This is a genomic window from Nitrosospira briensis C-128 (assembly GCF_000619905.2).
GTDB lineage: Bacteria > Pseudomonadota > Gammaproteobacteria > Burkholderiales > Nitrosomonadaceae > Nitrosospira > Nitrosospira briensis.
On the sequence record NZ_CP012371.1, the window covers coordinates 2,648,913 to 2,666,344 of the forward strand.

General features: G+C 53.0%; 18 protein-coding genes and 1 tRNA gene. 5 read left to right on the forward strand and 14 right to left on the reverse strand.

The features are described 5' to 3' along the window. Positions 1–16: 16 nt before the first annotated feature. The 5 genes from F822_RS11960 (at position 17) to F822_RS11980 (ending at position 5,380) form a co-directional block, all read left to right on the forward strand. Positions 17–463, forward strand: a complete 447-nt coding sequence (locus F822_RS11960) for a GatB/YqeY domain-containing protein (RefSeq protein ID WP_025041047.1) — start codon at positions 17–19, stop codon at positions 461–463. Positions 464–610: 147 nt separating this feature from the next. Then, positions 611–2,392: a DNA primase gene (gene dnaG / locus F822_RS11965; protein ID WP_025041046.1), complete on the forward strand. Its 1,782-nt coding sequence runs from the start codon at positions 611–613 to the stop codon at positions 2,390–2,392. Positions 2,393–2,487: 95 nt separating this feature from the next. Further along, entirely contained in the window at positions 2,488–4,719 is a 2,232-nt protein-coding gene (gene rpoD, locus F822_RS11970) for an RNA polymerase sigma factor RpoD (RefSeq protein WP_025041045.1), read from the forward strand. Between the two features lie 32 nt (positions 4,720–4,751). Beyond that, positions 4,752–4,828, forward strand: a tRNA-Ile gene (locus F822_RS11975). Positions 4,829–5,089: 261 nt separating this feature from the next. Then, positions 5,090–5,380 carry an Ea8.5 family phage-derived protein gene (locus F822_RS11980; RefSeq protein WP_156304416.1) on the forward strand — a complete coding sequence of 97 codons (291 nt, stop codon included), beginning with the start codon at positions 5,090–5,092 and terminating at the stop codon, positions 5,378–5,380. Positions 5,381–5,530: 150 nt separating this feature from the next. Here F822_RS11980 and F822_RS11985 read toward each other — a convergent pair whose 3' ends face one another. The 14 genes from F822_RS11985 to F822_RS12055 all read right to left on the reverse strand — a co-directional run bounded on the left by F822_RS11985 (position 5,531) and on the right by F822_RS12055 (position 17,275). Beyond that, positions 5,531–5,800, reverse strand: a complete 270-nt coding sequence (locus tag F822_RS11985; RefSeq protein WP_025041043.1) for a hypothetical protein — start codon at positions 5,798–5,800, stop codon at positions 5,531–5,533. Next, the gene (locus F822_RS11990; RefSeq protein WP_025041042.1) at positions 5,772–6,155 is read right to left on the reverse strand and encodes a hypothetical protein; all 384 of its coding nucleotides are present in this window, start codon (positions 6,153–6,155) and stop codon (positions 5,772–5,774) included. Before F822_RS11990 ends, F822_RS11985 begins: the two co-directional genes overlap by 29 nt. 54 nt (positions 6,156–6,209) lie before the next feature. Beyond that, complete coding sequence (locus F822_RS11995) at positions 6,210–6,512, reverse strand: hypothetical protein (RefSeq protein ID WP_025041041.1); 303 nt, start codon at positions 6,510–6,512, stop codon at positions 6,210–6,212. A gap of 82 nt (positions 6,513–6,594) precedes the next feature. Then, on the reverse strand, positions 6,595–7,101 hold the full coding sequence (locus F822_RS12000; RefSeq protein ID WP_025041040.1) for a glycoside hydrolase family protein: 507 nt from the start codon (positions 7,099–7,101) through the stop codon (positions 6,595–6,597). A gap of 320 nt (positions 7,102–7,421) precedes the next feature. Beyond that, entirely contained in the window at positions 7,422–7,604 is a 183-nt protein-coding gene (locus tag F822_RS12010; RefSeq protein ID WP_025041038.1) for a hypothetical protein, read from the reverse strand. Positions 7,605–7,664: 60 nt separating this feature from the next. Further along, positions 7,665–7,931: a hypothetical protein gene (locus F822_RS12015; RefSeq protein WP_036575851.1), complete on the reverse strand. Its 267-nt coding sequence runs from the start codon at positions 7,929–7,931 to the stop codon at positions 7,665–7,667. A gap of 72 nt (positions 7,932–8,003) precedes the next feature. Next, positions 8,004–8,192 carry a hypothetical protein gene (locus tag F822_RS12020; RefSeq protein WP_025041036.1) on the reverse strand — a complete coding sequence of 63 codons (189 nt, stop codon included), beginning with the start codon at positions 8,190–8,192 and terminating at the stop codon, positions 8,004–8,006. Further along, positions 8,189–9,181: a phage tail protein gene (locus F822_RS12025; protein ID WP_025041035.1), complete on the reverse strand. Its 993-nt coding sequence runs from the start codon at positions 9,179–9,181 to the stop codon at positions 8,189–8,191. The genes F822_RS12020 and F822_RS12025 overlap by 4 nt, the downstream gene beginning before the upstream one ends. Beyond that, a complete protein-coding gene (locus F822_RS12030; protein WP_025041034.1) occupies positions 9,178–9,591 on the reverse strand; it encodes a hypothetical protein in 414 nt (137 codons plus the stop codon). The genes F822_RS12025 and F822_RS12030 overlap by 4 nt, the downstream gene beginning before the upstream one ends. Beyond that, complete coding sequence (locus tag F822_RS12035) at positions 9,588–12,857, reverse strand: phage tail protein (protein ID WP_051536682.1); 3,270 nt, start codon at positions 12,855–12,857, stop codon at positions 9,588–9,590. The genes F822_RS12030 and F822_RS12035 overlap by 4 nt, the downstream gene beginning before the upstream one ends. After that, positions 12,854–13,285 carry a C40 family peptidase gene (locus F822_RS12040; protein ID WP_025041032.1) on the reverse strand — a complete coding sequence of 144 codons (432 nt, stop codon included), beginning with the start codon at positions 13,283–13,285 and terminating at the stop codon, positions 12,854–12,856. Before F822_RS12040 ends, F822_RS12035 begins: the two co-directional genes overlap by 4 nt. Further along, positions 13,282–14,136 carry a phage/gene transfer agent baseplate hub protein gene (locus F822_RS12045; RefSeq protein ID WP_025041031.1) on the reverse strand — a complete coding sequence of 285 codons (855 nt, stop codon included), beginning with the start codon at positions 14,134–14,136 and terminating at the stop codon, positions 13,282–13,284. Before F822_RS12045 ends, F822_RS12040 begins: the two co-directional genes overlap by 4 nt. Beyond that, a complete protein-coding gene (locus F822_RS12050; RefSeq protein WP_025041030.1) occupies positions 14,133–14,750 on the reverse strand; it encodes a DUF2460 domain-containing protein in 618 nt (205 codons plus the stop codon). Before F822_RS12050 ends, F822_RS12045 begins: the two co-directional genes overlap by 4 nt. Further along, the gene (locus tag F822_RS12055) at positions 14,747–17,275 is read right to left on the reverse strand and encodes a phage tail tape measure protein (RefSeq protein WP_025041029.1); all 2,529 of its coding nucleotides are present in this window, start codon (positions 17,273–17,275) and stop codon (positions 14,747–14,749) included. The genes F822_RS12050 and F822_RS12055 overlap by 4 nt, the downstream gene beginning before the upstream one ends. Positions 17,276–17,432: the final 157 nt, after the last annotated feature.

The following is a 17,432-nucleotide window of genomic DNA, read 5'->3' on the forward strand; positions in this document are numbered from 1 at the left end:
CCCGGTTTGGTTCATTGTGGATCTGAAAAAACAAATCACCGAAGACATGAAGGCCGCCATGCGTTCAGGCGATACGCGGCGACGGGATGCTATCCGGCTGCTGCAGGCGGCTATCAAGCAGCGCGAGGTGGATGAGCGTATCGAGCTGGATGACGTTGCGGTAGTCGCTGTAATCGAAAAGATGCTGAAACAGCGCAAGGATTCCATTGCCCAGTATGAGGCTGCTCATCGTCAGGATTTGGCCGATGTAGAGAAATACGAAATGGGCGTGCTGCAACATTATATGCCTCAGGCATTGAGCGACAGCGAAGTGGAAAGTGCCGTAAGCGAAGCGATTTCCGCTGTTGGCGCCAAAGGACAACAGGACATGGGACGGGTGATGACGATACTCAAACCCAAACTTGCAGGGCGCGCCGATATGGGAAAAGTATCGGCCTTGGTAAAAAACAGGCTCATCACCTGATACCGCAGCTTATCGCCGCAGATAGCTGCAAAGGCTGTTACAAATATCGCGCGTATCGAGACTGCTGGAGTGTACGTGTACCTGCTTTCAACAAAATACTTCCTGTTCGCGCCCTGCCTTGGGGCAATATTGCGTGATCCACTATAAATGATTTCACAATCATTCATTCACGAACTGCTCAACCGTGTAGATATCGTTGACGTCATTGAGCGCGACCTGCCGCTTAAGAAAGGTGGCGCAAATTATGCGGCGTGCTGCCCGTTTCATAGCGAAAAGACACCTTCTTTCACGGTAAGCCCCACCAAGCAGTTTTATCACTGTTTTGGCTGCGGTGCTCACGGCAGCGCCATCGGCTTCGTGATGGAATACAACGGCATGAATTTTGTCGAAGCGGTGGATGATCTGGCGGCCCGGATCGGGCTTCAGGTTCCTGTGCAACAAACGGAATCCCGCTCTGGAGCAGTGGAATCGGGGTCGGCGCAAGACAAGCCGCAAGGAGGCCAAAACTCTTCCGGGGATTTGCTCGATGTAATGAATATAGCTGCCCGATTTTATCGGGAACAGCTCAAGCATTCGAAAGATGCCATTATTTATCTGAAGAAGCGTGGTTTGACGGGCGAGACTGCTGCCCGCTTCAGCATTGGTTATGCGCCGGCCGGTTGGCGAAACCTGGATGCCGTATTTTCCAGCGCCCCGACAAAGGCACAGAAAAATCTGCTGGTGGAGTCCGGGCTGGTGATCGCGAACGACGATGGTAAATACTACGACCGGTTCCGCGACCGCATCATGTTTCCCATTCTTAACCTCAAAGGAGCGATTGTAGGTTTCGGTGGGCGAGTGCTGGAACAGGGTGAGCCCAAATATCTTAACTCTCCCGAAACACCCGTGTTTCAGAAGGGCCACGAACTCTATAACCTCTTCACCGCCCGCAGGGCAATCCGCATGGCGGGATGTGTCATCGTGGTAGAAGGATACATGGATGTGGTGGCGCTTTTTCAGCATGGCATCGAGTACGCAGTTGCCGCGTTGGGCACGGCAATAACGCCTTACCATGTCCAGAAACTTCTGCGCCAGTCCGATAATGTCGTGTTTTGTTTCGATGGAGACAACGCCGGCAGGAAGGCGGCGTGGCGGGCGTTAGAGGATAGTCTTGGGCAGCTTGTGGACGGTAAGAACGTCAGTTTTCTTTTCCTGCCCGAAGGTGAAGATCCGGATAGCTACGTTCGCAATTTCGGCAAGGATACTTTTGAAGCCTTGTTAAAACAGACATTGCCGTTATCGGTTTTTCTATTTAGGGAACTGTCGGGGCGTGCGGACATCAAAACTAGCGAGGGGCGAGCTAAACTGGTACAGGATGCCAAGCCGTTGCTTGCAAAGGTTACTGCGCCGGGGCTCGCGCTGATGCTGTTAAAAAGATTGGCGGAGATCAGCGGCCTCGATCAGAGGGAGTTGGAAGGGCTGTTAAAGATCAAGCGCGTTTCAGCTTCCCGGTCGCGTGAAAGGGCTCCTCGACCACAACCTGCCTCACCTTATCGCTGGTTGATGCAGGTATTGTTATACGACCCCGGCTATATCCAGAAGCTGGATAGAGAGTTGCTCATACAGAACGAGGAATATGCTGAAGAAGTGGCAGCGCTGAAGGCTCTGGTTGAATTTATCGATACGCACCCCAACGTTGGAGGAAACACGGCAATACCTTCGGCTATCGCATATTTTCACGACAGTTCCCATCGCATTCTCCTGGAGAAGGCGGAGAGCAACACGCTCACGTGGGATAGCGAGATAGATCTGGAAGCAGAGTTTTCCGGCGCAATGGCCCGGTTGCGTGAAATGAAACGTAAAGAGCGAATGGCGGCATTACACAACAAGTCCTTGAGCGCGCTTACTCCTGAGGAAAAACAGGAGCTCCAGCGAATGGCGATTTCTTGAAGACGATGTGGGACAGCATACGGACAGTGTAATTGAATCTTGATATAATAGAGAGTTTTTGAATTTCAACTGGCGATACTATTTTGGAAAAAAACATGGTAAAACCAAAAATACAAGTCAAAGCGGCGATAAAGGCAAAGACCGGAGCTTCGCTGGCTGCGGCTGTGAGTCGTCCCGCCGATGACGTTCGGGTGGCCGCCAAAAAGGAAGCAAACGATATGAAGAAGTCGCCGAGAGGGCAGCCAAAAGAAGTGGTGGCAAAAGCGCCGGTAAAGACGGCTGCAGAAACACAGGAAGACGATGTTACGACAACTACTGCAAAGTCGGCGGCTAAAGTCCCGGCCGCTGTGACCGAAATCGTGAGGCCGATAATGACCACCAAGGAACCGAGTCCGCTTGCTGCCAAAATAAGTAAAGTCAAGGCAGCAAAGGAAGGCAAGCTTGCCCAGTCGAAAGATGCAGAAAAATCTTCGCTTGCACCGCAGGATCTCGAGGCGCGGCGTATGCGGCTCAAAAGCCTGATTGTGCAAGGCAAGGAGCGCGGCTACCTGACCTATGCCGAGATCAACGATCACCTTCCCGATGATATGCTCGATGCCGAGCAGATCGAGAATATCATCAGCATGATCAATGACGTCGGCATTTCTGTTTATGATGAAGCGCCCGACGCGGAAACACTGCTGATGTCGGAGACTGCGCCCACGGTGGCCGATGAGGATGTAGTGGAAGAAGCCGAAGCGGCGCTTTCCACTGTGGATTCGGAGTTTGGGCGCACCACCGATCCGGTCCGTATGTATATGCGCGAAATGGGGTCGGTTGAATTGCTCACGCGCGAGAGCGAAATCGAGATAGCAAAACGTATCGAAGATGGCCTGAAGCATATGATCCAGGCGATTTCCGCCTGTCCGACAACCATAGCCGGGATTCTCGATCTCGCCAATAAGGTGGCGAAAGATGAGATGCGCATCGATGAGCTGGTTGATGGATTGCTGGACCCCAATGCCGAAGAGTTGCTCAGGGAAGAAATCTCCGAGGAGTCACTGGAGCAGGAACTGAGCACGGAGGATGGGGAAGACGAAGACATTGCTGCGATAGCCAATGCCAATTTGCTCAAATTGAAAAATGACGCGCTGGAGCGTTTCGCCGTAATTCAAAATGCATATGTGGAAATGCAGAAGGCGCTGGAGAAAAAAGGACCGGGTAACAAAGCCTATAAAGACATACAGGAACAGATTTCGGCCGAACTCATGGCTATTCGGTTCTCGGCAAAGATGGTTGAAAAGCTTTGTGACACCCAGCGTGGGCTGGTGGATGAAATGCGAACCTACGAGCGCAAAATCCTGGAACTCTGCGTGACCAAGGCGGGGATGCCGCGTAACCACTTCATCAAGGCTTTTCCTGGTAATGAGAGCAACTTTGAGTGGATGGACAAGGAAGTCGCACTTGGCAAACCGTATAGCCAAGCGCTGGAGCGTTTCCGGCCGGATATCGTGGAGCAGCAGCAAAACCTGTTGACGCTGCAACAGCAGGTCGGTATCCCCTTGAAAGACCTGAAGGAAATCAATCGCCGGATGTCGACGGGTGAGGCCAAGGCACGCCGAGCCAAGCGCGAAATGACCGAAGCCAATTTGCGGCTGGTGATTTCCATCGCCAAAAAGTATACCAACCGCGGATTGCAGTTTCTTGACCTCATTCAGGAAGGCAATATCGGGCTCATGAAAGCGGTGGATAAATTTGAATACCGGCGAGGTTACAAGTTTTCAACTTATGCGACCTGGTGGATTCGCCAGGCCATTACCCGTTCCATCGCCGATCAGGCGCGCACCATACGTATTCCGGTGCACATGATCGAGACCATCAACAAGATGAATCGCATTTCGCGCCAGATTCTGCAGGAAACCGGACAGGAGCCGGAACCCGCCCTGCTGGCGGAGAAAATGGAAATGCCGGAAGAGAAAATTCGTAAAATCCTCAAGATTTCCAAAGAGCCTATTTCAATGGAAACACCGATAGGTGATGACGAAGATTCGCACCTTGGCGATTTCATCGAGGATGCCGCTACCATGGCGCCCGCGGACGCGGCAGTGTATGCCAGCCTGCGGGACGTAACGAAAGACATCCTCGACTCGCTGACGCCGCGCGAAGCAAAAGTGCTGCGCATGCGTTTCGGCATAGAAATGAATACTGACCATACACTGGAGGAAGTCGGCAAGCAATTCGACGTGACCCGTGAACGTATTCGGCAGATCGAGGCCAAGGCATTGCGCAAACTGCGCCATCCTTCGCGTTCTGAACGCCTGCGCAGTTTCCTGGATACCGAAGGGTGATAGGTTCGGTATTGACTGCTGGTGTCTAAATCGGGTCTGTAGCTCAGTTGGTTAGAGCAGGGGACTCATAATCCCTTGGTCGCTGGTTCGAGTCCAGCCAGACCCACCAATAAATTAAGCACTTAGCGCATTTTCGGCTAAGTGCTTTTTTCCGCAATTCTGTATCTTTTCCGCAATTCTGCTTTATTGAAATAAACCTGACCTAGTAATTTTGGTGATCGGCGCGACGGTCTCCCGCGTTTTTGGGCAAATACCCACACCGGAGCTCTGGTGTACCTTGGTCCAATAGACCAGCGCCCCTCGATGGTTAAAATAGCAATGGGAGCAGCGTGTTGCTCTAAGATTTGTTGCGGGAGGGAGCGTGGGACTCGTGAAAAGTTTAATAAATGATTGCGACCGTAAGGAAAGCGTTGCAATTGGAATTGCAATCAAGGCGGGTGTTTTGCAAGCGTGCGGGTTTCATGAAGGCATAATTTTTGAAGGTAATGAAATTGATATTGAGCGCGCCTATAGGCTCGGAAATGCGGAATTTACGAATGGCATGCTTGGAGATTTATTTAGCTCCAGACGCGAAATGACGGACTTCATCAAGAGCGTGGTTGAGGATAATAATGGAACGAGCAAGTGTTTTGTTTGTGCAAAAATGCTTGCCGATGATTAATAAAATAAACTGCCACACCTTTCACTTGACGCAAATGTGCGCAAGTTGGCAAACTGCCGAATAAAATGCCTTACGCATGAAATGCCGATCACCCTTAAACCCAATGCAGGAGCGGCAACCCAGCGCAAAGCAGGCGGTTTGCCGATCACCCTATTTAGCGTTGCATCCCCGAACCGCCGCCCGTAGCTTAATCTCGCACGCCCATCTTTCCTCTATCTCAGCCCGCAGCGCCCTATTGATAGTCAGTGCATCATCAGCCGGTGAAACGCGGTCTACTGCGTAAGCGTCCCTGCACTCGGCTGGCGTCTCGACTTCGCACGGTACCGCGACAAGCCTCTCGATTACCTGAGTCTGGATCACCGGCTTTCCGGCGCATCCTGCCAGCGTCAAGCTAATTACCAGTATGGCGATTTTGTACATACTCGATTTGCTCCCTGATTATTGCATCACACGTCGATTCATCCGGACGCACCGGCAGGCTATTGACCTCTTGCGCAAGAGTCGAGTGTTTGCGAGCCCAATACTCCGCATCCTTCATCGCGGCATCCGCAGCTTTCTTCTTTGCAGCCAGCGCATCGGTAACATCCTTCACGCCGGCTTTGACTGAAATGACATCAGTCTTACACTGTGCATTCGCCGCAGTCACAACTGCATCACGTGACTCAAGCTTGGCGATCTTGGCTCCATCCTTCCAATCCTTGACCATCCAACCGACCCCGCCGCCACCGAGCGCCGATCCAAGCGCAATCAAGATAACGATAAATAAACTGTACATTTTTACCCCTTGTCTCACCCTTAACCTGATGATTTAAATCGATTGTAGGGCTTCTCAATCGCCCGATTTTTGTGCAATTTCGCGCCTTGCAATCCATACCTTATAAGGCGGCCTCCCTTCTTTAAATCGCCAGTAAAATACGGCTTGCGCACCCATGGATTCCATTTGCTCCCGCAAATCTCGATGCTGCTCTGGTGTCAGGACAGTGCCGCGTGCAATTTTGGCTTCGAAGATCCCGGGCTCGACTTGCACCACCGCAAAGCCATCATCGAACGGTGCAAACTCACCAAACTTGGCGGGCTGATCGTGTAGGCGAACAAAACCGACGCTCCACTCAATAGTTACGCAGCTGCTCATTTCCATGCCTCAAAAGCGTAAATCATCAGCCACGTTTCAGCACAAGCGATCAGAAACAACAGGGCGACGAAGGCTTTTTCTTTCATGCCCTACCCTCGCATATCGCACGCTCTTCGGCCCGCCTCTTTACCAGGCCCGGCAATACCTTTCTGCCTGGTCCATACTTGAAAGCCTCGATGCGTTCGCAGGCCTCCGCATACCGCTCGGCATTGATCAGATCGATAAGATTGGGCGGTTTTCCCGGCAGAGCTTTCCGGCAGAATGTAGGGACGCCCACGTTGTAGGCGAGACTCACGTATGCGCCGAACTCGTGCTGATACAACGGCGCCGTCACGCACCGCCGCACGCCCTGCGCATAGACACTATCGATCTCCATAAGCAGGGTTTGCAGAGAGCGCACCGGTGTGGTTTTATCGCCCATCTTGACCCCGGCAGTCGTGCCATATCCAATAGTCGGCACATCGCCGGGCACAGGAATGTATGCCTCACCCTTGTAGCCTTCATGCGCGGCGATGCCCACGAGCGTGGATGCGGCCAGCGCCATAACAGCCACAGCTGAGCGAACTTGCGTGGTGGATGGTTTAATCATGACATCGCAATATCTATGCTGACGTGTTCAATCAGCCATGACACTAGCCAGAAACCTCCGGCGCCAAATAGCGCGCAGATGATCGCAAACTTTATAACCATGCGCGTAAAGTCACCTGAGTTCATCCACATTTTTTTGTCTCCTTAAGCTTTTCTATCACCCGCCAAATCCCAAGACATGCTTGCGTGACCATATATGTCGCAGTGGCAATAGTGATGATGTCGGGCAGCGCCCCGATGATGTACGTGTACGCGACGGCGATTACGCCGGGAGAGGATTTTGCTGCTATAGCCGCCGTCTCATTCCGCATGATTTGCCCCTTAGTTCGCAGCCAGTATGCCGAGAATGATCAGCAGCACAGCCGCGGCGCCGGCAAGCTTCAGCCACGAAAAACGTGACGCTTGCGCTTTGTCGATCTGGCTATCCACTTTCGCATCGATCTTGTCATTCATTTCCAGCGCTTTCTTTTTTGCTTCATCAACTGCTTTGTTCACTATCGACATTTTCGAATCTCCATAAAAAAGCCGCCCTGAAGGCGGCTTGGTATTCTCAGTGGCTGGCGATCAGTTCGATGCCTGGGAAAAATCGACGTAGTACTTCTGGCCGCGCTCGAATTGACCGAAGAGAGCTGGATTGTTCACCGTGATGGATAGATCGGCCTGCGGGCTCCACTTGGCATACGTGTTGTCCTCGTCGGAGCCGTCTACGGGGTAGCCGTTGGGCCGGGACACGGCACGGAAGGACAGGCGCTCGCCGGTCTTCTCACCATCAGGACCGCTCTTAAACTCTTCAACGTTGGCCACTACCATCTTTGCGCGCATCTTAGTCATTGGTATTGCTCCTTCTAGGTTGGGAAATAAAAAAGCCGCTCAAGGCGGCTCGGTGTTCAAAAATCCTATCTGTTAACCAGCTAAAATCACTGTTTCGGTACCTGGGTCAACCCCTGCAATTTCCTCTATGTTTCTTGTTTCGGTGGGAATAGAGTTATAGCCATCAGGTGTATTAAGGGTAAGCGTCATAGGGTTATCTGTAGTGATTATCATTTTTACATCACCAGATGATGCGTCATAAATGATATGGTTTTGTTTCATCTCTTTATTTCCTCCAGAATGAGAGTTTTCACAACAGATAAATTATTGATTGACCAGGATGTGTTATCCCTAACTAAAGCCCAATCCAAAGTTATGTCATAGAGTTTTCCAGCCACTGAATTCACTGGTATTCTGTAGCGAAAAGGAAAGGTGTGAGTAAGACAATAAGTTCCGCTTATGGTGAATCGATCCGTTATTTGATTCAAGGTAAGAATAGTAGAGGCCGACTTTATAACGTAATAAGTGACACCAGATTGGCCTGTGCTTAAGTAGGCGGTCGATAATGTTATTTGGGTGTTGCTGTCCACCGACGCTATTAAATATCGTGTCTTACCTGGCAGGAGAAACAAGCCGCCGGCAGATATATTAGAAAGCCAACTTGTTCCGTTACCTGTCACTATCGCAGAGCCATTTGTGACCGTTACCGTGCCTTCGTTGTAAATCGTGTTTTCCGTAAGCATCAGCCTTTGCTGTGCGTTTGCCGATTGCGATGTTCCGATAGTGCCTATCGATAGATTTGCCAAATGCTGCATTTCAATAACGAAGTCATTGCCGGTGCCAAGGTAGGAATACAAAAATATTCTTTCCCAAGTGCTGTAGCTTGTTTGAGAGTGTGCCGTAGGATCTTGCGCCCATTCCAGATTGGTGACGGCATTCAGCGCCATGTCTGTGGTCTGCACCAGGAGCGCGGTTGATGACACTCCCGCCGTTGCAGACAGCGGAAACCATTCGCCATCAGACCTTCCGTAGATACTTACCGCTCGAATCCAGTAATACCAAGTTTCTCCGTCATTCGCGTGGGTGAACGAATTATCGTAAACCGTGGCCAGCCTGGAGGCGCTCGCGCGGTCATTCGTTTTCGATGCCCACACTTCGGCGCCGAACAGCCGTGGGTCATTTAATGCGGACCACTTCAGCAGGTTACTTTTTAGCGCGGGAGTAGCGGTTAAGCCATCCAAGGTGGGCGCCAATACTGGCTGGATAATCATATGGCTGCGATGATCTGAGTATGTGGCCGCAACGGGAATGGCGGGATTACATTTATCGTGTAAGAACCGGCGATAGGTGTCGCAAATGAAAACGTTCCAGAGGTAACAATCTCCGTTTCCGGCGCCACGGCGCCATCGGGAACAGAAACTGAAACTTCAGTAGGGTTTGGCAGTGAGGTCCCAAGTGTTGCCGTATCGCTTCCATTCGCCGCAACTTCCGTCTTGTTCCATAGAGCGGTAATCTCGGGACGAGAAGCAACGAGCCCGCCATCAACATATTGCGTGGTGTCGTCAGCCTCGCCTTCAATTGCTGTTTCGCCAACTCGAGCTTGATCATCCAACATATCGTCTTGACACTCGCCGGATCGCACAATCGCACCAGTGGTGGTTTCATACACAATGTAATTCATCGCTTTAACTCCATCGCAACAATTGATCTAGCGGAATACTGGCAATTTGCACCACTAGTGGTTTTTATTTCATATGTTTTAGTTCCCGGTGATGAAGTGTCGACGTAAGGAAAATAAAATGATAAATTTTTTGCAGCTGTATCCGTATAAATAACCTGCTCCCTATATATTTGGACTCCATTCACATAGATAGCAATTTCAGAACTGCTCGATGACATTCCATCTAATCCCACTGGCTTTATAAAGCATGAGAAATTCACGAGCATTCGACCGTCTGAAGCTTTATTTACAGATAGATACTGTAATGAGCCGCCGGTAATTGGCGCTAATGTATAGGCAGTTCCGACTTGAGTGACCGCATTCGCGCTTATATTGCCGGTCGCGATAATGTCGCCCTGCACCGTCAAGTTTGTGCCATCCCATAACAGGGCTTTACCTGCCGGATTGCCTACGCTGAATTTATAAGCCTCTCCGGAATACCCGAGGAATAAACCCGTGCCGGTGTTATAAGCGGTCTGCCCACCCTTGATGTGTCCGGCGCCGTCGAACGTAAAAGTTCCCCCTGTAATCGTGCCCAGGTCCGCACTTATGGAAGAAAGGTTCGTCACACTCATTTGCCCGGCCGTCACTGAGTTGGCCAGAATATCAGTGCCATCAACCCATGTAACCCAGGCCGCGCCATTCCAACGATGGAGCTTTTCATCGCTGGTCAAGTAAACTACTTCTCCCTCATGAGTTCCTGCTGTCGGCAGATCCGCTACCGCGATAATGCCGCCAGCAGACAGCGGAATCGCGGTTATTTCCGAGCTGAAATTCAGACCATCTTTTCCAAACTGGTCATAGAAAGCGACCCTGTAGAATCTGGCAACCCCAGCCGGAAGGCCGTTGAAGGTTTCGGAATTGTTGGGCCCGTCATATAGCAGATTGCCCGTGCCCGGCGTGAAGCCGCTTGCGATCGATCCATATACCAACATGCCGCCATAGTCTGTATCTGCGGGCAACGTGGCGGCAATGGTAGTATTACCTATGCCGGCGGTTGCGGAAAGTCCCGCGGGCGCCGCTATCTGGGGGTTGGTTACCGTGAGAGTTGCTGCACTCACTGATGAGCCATTCCCGGACATGGCGTACAGCTTCAGGTCAACCGAGCGCCAGGGACCGCCGTCGGCCGCCATGTCCTCAAATGTGTATTCGTAGCTGGTGGATCCGATCCCGCTTACTGTGCGCTTCAGTACGCCGGCTCTCCATACCTCGATTTTGTAGGATGTCGCGCCGGCATATGCGTTCCACTTTACTTTAGCCCCGGTGCCCGTGAATGCCTGCTCCAATGCGAAGCCGGTAATAGTCCCGAGGTAGGACCCGGTTACCGCGTACGGCGTGGCGGTGAGTTCGGCCAAATCTTGTGCCGCCAGCCCATAAACATTAACTGACCGTAGCTTGATATAGATCGTGGTACCGATCATTTCCGGGTCATAGTCATACTTGAATATAGCCTGATCAAGCCGGGCAAATCGGGTCCCCGCTGTCCAGGCGGCTTTGCTCGATCCATACGCGCCACGTCGCAAGCTGGTCAAGTTGTAGTGATACGGCGAGGTCAAGTTGGCGGTCTGGAACGAGACCAGCTCATTGCCTATCAGACACAGCGTATTGAGCTGATCCCGGTCAGCCAATGTGCCGCCCGTCAATACAGCCTTTGACGCTGTCACATCAACTACCAGTGCGTTTGTAACGTCAGGATCAGATCCGTTGGCCAGCGCGCCGGTGCCGTGCCGTGCCGGTCCGGAAATCAACCCAACCCGTGAATAGGTGGCGTTGTCCCTCGATACCCAAACCTCGCAGCTACCCCAATTGACACCGCCTGATGTCGCCATCCAAATCTGGGGAGTAACTGACAAGGATGTAGGAGGCTCGAAAATAACCGGTGCGTTTGAGTCTCCCGGAGATACGTTGTAATCCGCGCTATATCCGCCGACTACCTGGCTTGAGTAAACCGCGCTCGAGCTCACGCCGGACAAAACTTCTTCGGCCTTGACGGACAGCGCCCCGTCCTCGTCTTCCTCGATTTCCGTGATTCTGACCGGGGTCCGGTTTAGCCCGAGAGCGGGATCTGTCAGTGTGACGATGTCCATCGGCTCAAGCCTGGCGTATTTCCAGCCAAGGCGGAACTCGTACGTGTTGCGCTGGTACAGGTCGCGCTGGCCGATCAGCTGTACTACGGTCCTAGCAACGGCTGGGTCGGCGATCTCATCCAGGTTTATTGGGTTCCCCGACCTGAGCCCGTACATCTCGATCGCCCCTTGATCCTTGAACTCGGCGGGCTCCTCCGCGTATTGGTTCGCGCGGTTGAAAAACTTTATGTTGATCTGGTTGAAAGCGTCTGCCTGAGTGCTGCGTCGCGCTCTGACAGGGTCATCATTGTCCAGGAAATCATCATCTGCCAAGTCGTATTGCGGGGTCAGGTCCGGGGTGTAGGTCTCCCCATTACCAGTGACGGCGGCATCGCCATAAGGCACAACCCGGAACCGATCTTCCGACCACACCGCATTGCTATTGCCGAGCTGCAGCAGGCGTTCAATTACTCCGTGCGCAGTTTCTTGCTGCGTATAGGCTGGGGAAATAAATATCCCGCTGGCCACGCAGAATCGAGAATACTGAGTCAGGTCGCCTATCAGGGATGCAGAAAACCCCATGCCAAAATTTGCATCTGTCAAAACGTTGAAAAGCACATCCTTGGGGTTTGCATCGACAATCGCGCCGCCGTACTGAAGCAGTCCATCAACCTCAAACGAGTGATTCGGCAGTGCCGCCTGATCATCGAGCTGGTAGACCGGCGAAAACAAGTATGCCGTGCCGCGGTACCCGAGCGCCTGGTCAAGGTGGTTCGTGCTCATGTACGGCGGCGCGGACTGCGAATATGACCCGGTGTACAGGGACAGATTCAGGTCGGAAGTATTATGGATTTCCTTACCTTGCCAAATCGTCCGGATGCCGATTATCGGTCCCTCACATAAACCGATGATAACCGCAGCTTGATAGCTGTAAGTCGTGGATTTTTGGTTGCCGCCAGCGCCACCCTTGCCACCGGCCGACTGCTTCGCGGTGTGCGCGACCGGCGTAAAGTCCCCGTACCAGAGCAGGTTTCCTGCCACTCGGGCGCGCCCGAAAACAACCGGCACCACGCTGCCGTATGCAGACGTCTGCAATCTGACCGACGCGATAATCGGTGTTACGTTGTTCTTCTGTTTTATTCCACCGAAAAAACCGCTCACGCCAAGCCCCTTAATCGATAGATCCCGGCATGCCGATCGGCGAGCGGTCCACGCGAGGCGTCCGATATGATGACCATGCGCTCGTCTTTATAAGCGTGGATGATGAGCGGCCACTCGACAACGATGGATCCGTGCGAGGCCGTCCGGCCAAACCGGAACATGGCGATGTCACCAGGGAGCGGATCCTGATCGGTTAAATCCGCGTAGTTTTTCAGGACATTCAGGAAGCGTGGTTCATCCCTGTGTATGTGCCAATCCGGCGGGTATTCACCCAGGTCAATGCGGGGAATAAATCCTGCATCGGCGAAAACTTCTACCAAAAAATATGCACAGTCCACGCCCGCGCCTTTGACACGGCCCTGATGGTGCCATGGGGTTTTCAACCACGTCCGCGCTTGGTCGACAATGGCGACACGTTTATTACTCATAGCACTGTTTCCGGTACCGGAATAAATGGGTATCCCCTAAAGTTCGCGAGGTTCGAAAACTTACCAGAACACGTCGATTTCTGCTTATCGCACCCGGCATAGGCGGCGAATGTGTCACCAATTGCAGGGGGCACCACAAGCGGCAACGCCAGGACTATCACGCCTGGCGTGTATTGTTTGATCGTGCGTGTAATGCCGGCATTCGCACCGCTGGTGAATTCCATGGTCCCCAAGGAAAAATAACCCGCTGCCTGGGACAGACCGCAATTGATCAAGGTCACAGTCGACCCCGGGGCGACGTTGGACGCTGTCCTGAAACCCACTTTATTTAGCGTACAGCCGCTGTCATAAAGTGTATGCAGGCACCCGGGCTGATACATGTCCCGCGGCCATTGCTGATTGAGCTTTTCCAGATCGGATTTAACAGTAAGTCGCGCTTCAGTACGGCCAACTTCTATATCCGCAACGTTGCCCGAAAACGCCCACAGCTTGCCCGCGCTGGTATCGCCAAAAGTGGGCATGAAGGCGCGCTCAACCAGTACGTGCGCGCCGCTCAGATCTCCGCTTCGCGCAGCTTGCAGCCACGGCTTGCCGTTCAGGAGCGTCGTGCTATCGGCAAAGATTGACATATCCATGGTTTGCACTTCCAGTCCGGCTTTGTTGGAAATTTTGCCGCGAGTGATTATCGGACCGTCGCTACTGAAAGTATTCCCGCCCACTGTGAGATCGGCATCCGCTCCGGTGTAGCGGGCAACGAACCCGCCGACCAGCGTAAAGGTGTAAAGATCAGCCATGATCACCTGCTGATTGCTTGCTAGCAGGCTTATCATGGCTGCAGATGCGGTCTTCATACCTTGTTACCCGGGGCGCCCTTGAACTCGCATTTCTTGAGCTCCCATAGCTGTTTCATGAATTGATCGAAACCTCCCTCATCCATCATGAACCGGCAGCGGTAATAATATGTTCCGGTCCAGGTAAGAGAGGCAGAGGCAGCGGGTGCGCTAACAAATGTCACCAGCCCAGTGCTGCTGATGCTGTAATTGGCCGGGCTAGTTTGAGTGACCCCGGCCTTTTTGATATTGGTCAAAATATTGACGTTTTGCACCGGCTCAACGAAAGCGTTCCCGCCTGCGCTGATTGCCCGGGTCAGTTGGAATTGAGTCGTGCTTCCATCCCCCACACCGAACTGATAATCAGTGACTGAACTAAAATCCGGATCGGAATACAGGAACGAATCCCATGAGCCGCGCACAACAAGGAAAAATGCCAATAGCTTTTTTAGGTCATCATTGGAATCGCCGCGCAGGAACTCATACGACAGCGTGAAGCGCCAGAGAGGGTATGCCTGAAACGATGAACGCAACTCGCGGCCAGAAACGGATTCCTGAATCTTGGTTTTGAATATGGGGTGTTTGCCAGTAGACCACGCAAGCCCCGGCAATGTCGGAAAAACGGTGTTACTCATCGTTTGTAAAAATTGCGAGCCTGAGCGTTCAACGCGTCGGCAATCCCACGCCCGTTGTCCATGAGCAAACGCTTAAAGCTCTGCGCATCCACGGCATGAATATGAAAGTTCGTTACCCCGCTGCCACCTGTCATATTGCGTATCGCATCCGCGTGCTCGGCAGGCAGCACCATTTCGCGTTCGTGAAGTTGAGTCATTGGGTTTATGCCGGCAGGAATGTCATAACCGCCTTTTGCGGAGGATATTTGGCCCTTGGCGCCCAGTATCATTGCCATAGTCCCAGCGAAGGCTAGCGCCGCCAAGGCAGGGCCAACAATTGGAATATCAGCGACCGCAGCAGCCGCACCTGACGCACCTTCCGCCGCATTTGCGCCAACTACTGCAACGGCCTCTCCCGTTTTGATCGTAACGGTTGCTGCTGACGCAGCTCCCTGTGCGGCTACCGTAGAAAACAAGCCCATCTTTTCAAAGAGCGCCCGCATCATGGAGCCCGTCTGCGTCGCGGCGGTTTTCCGCAGCTCAGCCGATGCCCAGGCCGTCGCCATATTGACCGCTGATTTTACGAACGAGGCGGCGACGTTGTCGCCGATATTCAGCATGGCCTTTCGCCAGGTGAGCGTACCCTGGATCATGCCGTTGATGGTGCGGTCGAATGCATCCCTGATGGGGAAGAGGACGCCGTCCCACTTTTCCTTGACGTCGAGCTGCATGGCGGAATTGATCTTTTCCACGTCGAGCGCGTGCTTAAACTGAATCTCGGCCATCTGATCCAGCAGCTTTTGCAGGGCTACCGGATCATAATTCGGGTCGCCCTTCATTGCATCGATGCGCGCCTGCTGAGCGGTAGTTTGTATCTGGAAACGCTGCTCTTCGTAGTTGCGCTGAATATCAAGCAATTGCCGCTTGCTCATATATCCTTCGTCGACTTCCCGCTGTGCGCGGATCTCGTCCAGGGCGATGCTGCCCATTGCCGCTTTTTCAGTGGCGTCGATGGTCTGGGAGGTCATGGCGATCTTGTCTTTGACCGCCTTTTTCATGATCTCCAAATCTATTCCAGACATCTTGCGAGAAATATCTATTTTCTCTTTCTGGCTGGCATTGTTTGTCGCGAGAATGCTGGCCCAGAACGCCTTCTCCTGATCGAGTGAAAATTCCTTTAAATTGTTGCTTTGCTGGTAGTAAACCTTCTCTTCCGCCAGCGCGGCATCCCACATCGGCACGCGCGAGGGTTTATCCTTCGCCTCGCCACCGCCGGATGTGCCTCCGGACGATTTGCGTTCGATAGGGGTGGTCGTTACTTTGGTCGCGTCCCCATAGATGGCCCCGTCCATGTCGGACCGGCCCTTCTCGGCTATGGCTACCATTCGGGCGGTCGAGGCCGCGACTATCCCCTCTATGTCTGTGACACCTTGCCGCCATGCGCCTTTAGCCCCCTCGAAGTCCAGGTGCAGCGCCCTTTCGGCAACGTTGGCAAAGCGCATGATGTTCTCGGCCGCGCCGGCCAGGATCAGCTTGATAGCCTCGATGGAGATTTCAAAGCCGACGCGCATGGCGATAACGGCAACCTGCACGGCTTTCATTGCGCCAGTGAAGACTTGCATCGCCGTCAAACCATCGCCGCCGAATGCAGCTTGCACGACACGGCCGATGGCCGAGAATGCAGTGCTCGCGATATTCCATAATTCCCCAATCACCGTGCCAACGGTTGTCACGACTGTGCCGAAAACATCCATCGCCACTCGGGTCATCGCGACTGCAGCGGGTCCGATCTGAGAAAACCATTCGCCCAACCGGGAGAGGATAGGTAGCAGCGCATCGCCGGTGGCCTTCAGTACCGCCGTGACCACATCCTGCACATCATTCATAGCGGCACGGTATCGAGTCGTGGCAGCGACGTTTTCCTGCCCGATGGATAGGCCGAGTGCGTCTGACTTCTCTTTGGCGGCCGCCATCACGCCGCTGGTGAGTTTCAAGGTTTGCGCCGCTTCATCCCACCCCTTGCCGTAAATCTTGATGCCTTCCATGTTGCGGTCGATGCCTTCCTTGAACTCAAGCAGACGATTGTTCACGTCCATCTGAATGTCTACGGAATTGCGGAAGCTGCCATTGCTATCGCGGGTGGCCACGCCCAGGTTCTTGAATGCATCCTCGTTCTTCAGCAGCTGCTTGGTCATCTTCCCGTTAGAGTCGATGAAGCTTTCACTCGTCTGGTACGTATCGCCCAATGCGACATTAAGCACTGAGGCCTCAGTCGCAGAGATACCGAGCGCCTTACCGAGCGCCATTGATTCCTTGGTGAGATTGACTGACTGGTCTACAGCGGCTTTGAAAGCCGCACCGCCAGCAAGGATCGTGGTGAATCCCGCAAAAATGTCCTGCATTTTTTTGATCGACCCGCCCACCGAATCGAAGCTCTTGCCCATCTGCGAGGTGGCGTTTTGCACCACTTTCGCAGCATTCGCCACGGCGGCATTCAGCCCGGCATCTTCCGCGCTGATACCGAGCGATACGTCTTTATCTGCCATGGATTATCCTTGTGGAAACTGCTGCATCAGTTGCGCGATTTCTGCTTCGCTCATCTTTTTAGGTTTCGATTCGGGTTTGATGCCCAGGTACGCTGCAATCATGACGTGAACTGGCGGGTGATCTTTCCAGTATTTGTTCAGAGCTTCCAGCCGGGGA

What these genes read in the sequence shown, in the direction of transcription:
- F822_RS12040 (WP_025041032.1), bottom strand. Translation starts at nt 13,285, where the DNA reads ATGAGTAATAAACGTGTCGCCATTGTCGACCAAGCGCGGACGTGGTTG.
- F822_RS12025 (WP_025041035.1), bottom strand. Translation starts at nt 9,181, where the DNA reads ATGATTATCCAGCCAGTATTGGCGCCCACCTTGGATGGCTTAACCGCT.
- F822_RS12045 (WP_025041031.1), bottom strand. Translation starts at nt 14,136, where the DNA reads ATGAAGACCGCATCTGCAGCCATGATAAGCCTGCTAGCAAGCAATCAG.
- F822_RS11985 (WP_025041043.1), bottom strand. Translation starts at nt 5,800, where the DNA reads ATGTACAAAATCGCCATACTGGTAATTAGCTTGACGCTGGCAGGATGC.
- F822_RS12010 (WP_025041038.1), bottom strand. Translation starts at nt 7,604, where the DNA reads ATGTCGATAGTGAACAAAGCAGTTGATGAAGCAAAAAAGAAAGCGCTG.
- F822_RS12030 (WP_025041034.1), bottom strand. Translation starts at nt 9,591, where the DNA reads ATGAATTACATTGTGTATGAAACCACCACTGGTGCGATTGTGCGATCC.
- F822_RS12050 (WP_025041030.1), bottom strand. Translation starts at nt 14,750, where the DNA reads ATGAGTAACACCGTTTTTCCGACATTGCCGGGGCTTGCGTGGTCTACT.
- F822_RS12000 (WP_025041040.1), bottom strand. Translation starts at nt 7,101, where the DNA reads ATGATTAAACCATCCACCACGCAAGTTCGCTCAGCTGTGGCTGTTATG.
- dnaG (WP_025041046.1), top strand. Translation starts at nt 611, where the DNA reads ATGATTTCACAATCATTCATTCACGAACTGCTCAACCGTGTAGATATC.
- F822_RS12015 (WP_036575851.1), bottom strand. Translation starts at nt 7,931, where the DNA reads ATGACTAAGATGCGCGCAAAGATGGTAGTGGCCAACGTTGAAGAGTTT.
- F822_RS11990 (WP_025041042.1), bottom strand. Translation starts at nt 6,155, where the DNA reads ATGTACAGTTTATTTATCGTTATCTTGATTGCGCTTGGATCGGCGCTC.
- rpoD (WP_025041045.1), top strand. Translation starts at nt 2,488, where the DNA reads ATGGTAAAACCAAAAATACAAGTCAAAGCGGCGATAAAGGCAAAGACC.
- F822_RS12020 (WP_025041036.1), bottom strand. Translation starts at nt 8,192, where the DNA reads ATGAAACAAAACCATATCATTTATGACGCATCATCTGGTGATGTAAAA.
- F822_RS12055 (WP_025041029.1), bottom strand. Translation starts at nt 17,275, where the DNA reads ATGGCAGATAAAGACGTATCGCTCGGTATCAGCGCGGAAGATGCCGGG.
- F822_RS11995 (WP_025041041.1), bottom strand. Translation starts at nt 6,512, where the DNA reads ATGAGCAGCTGCGTAACTATTGAGTGGAGCGTCGGTTTTGTTCGCCTA.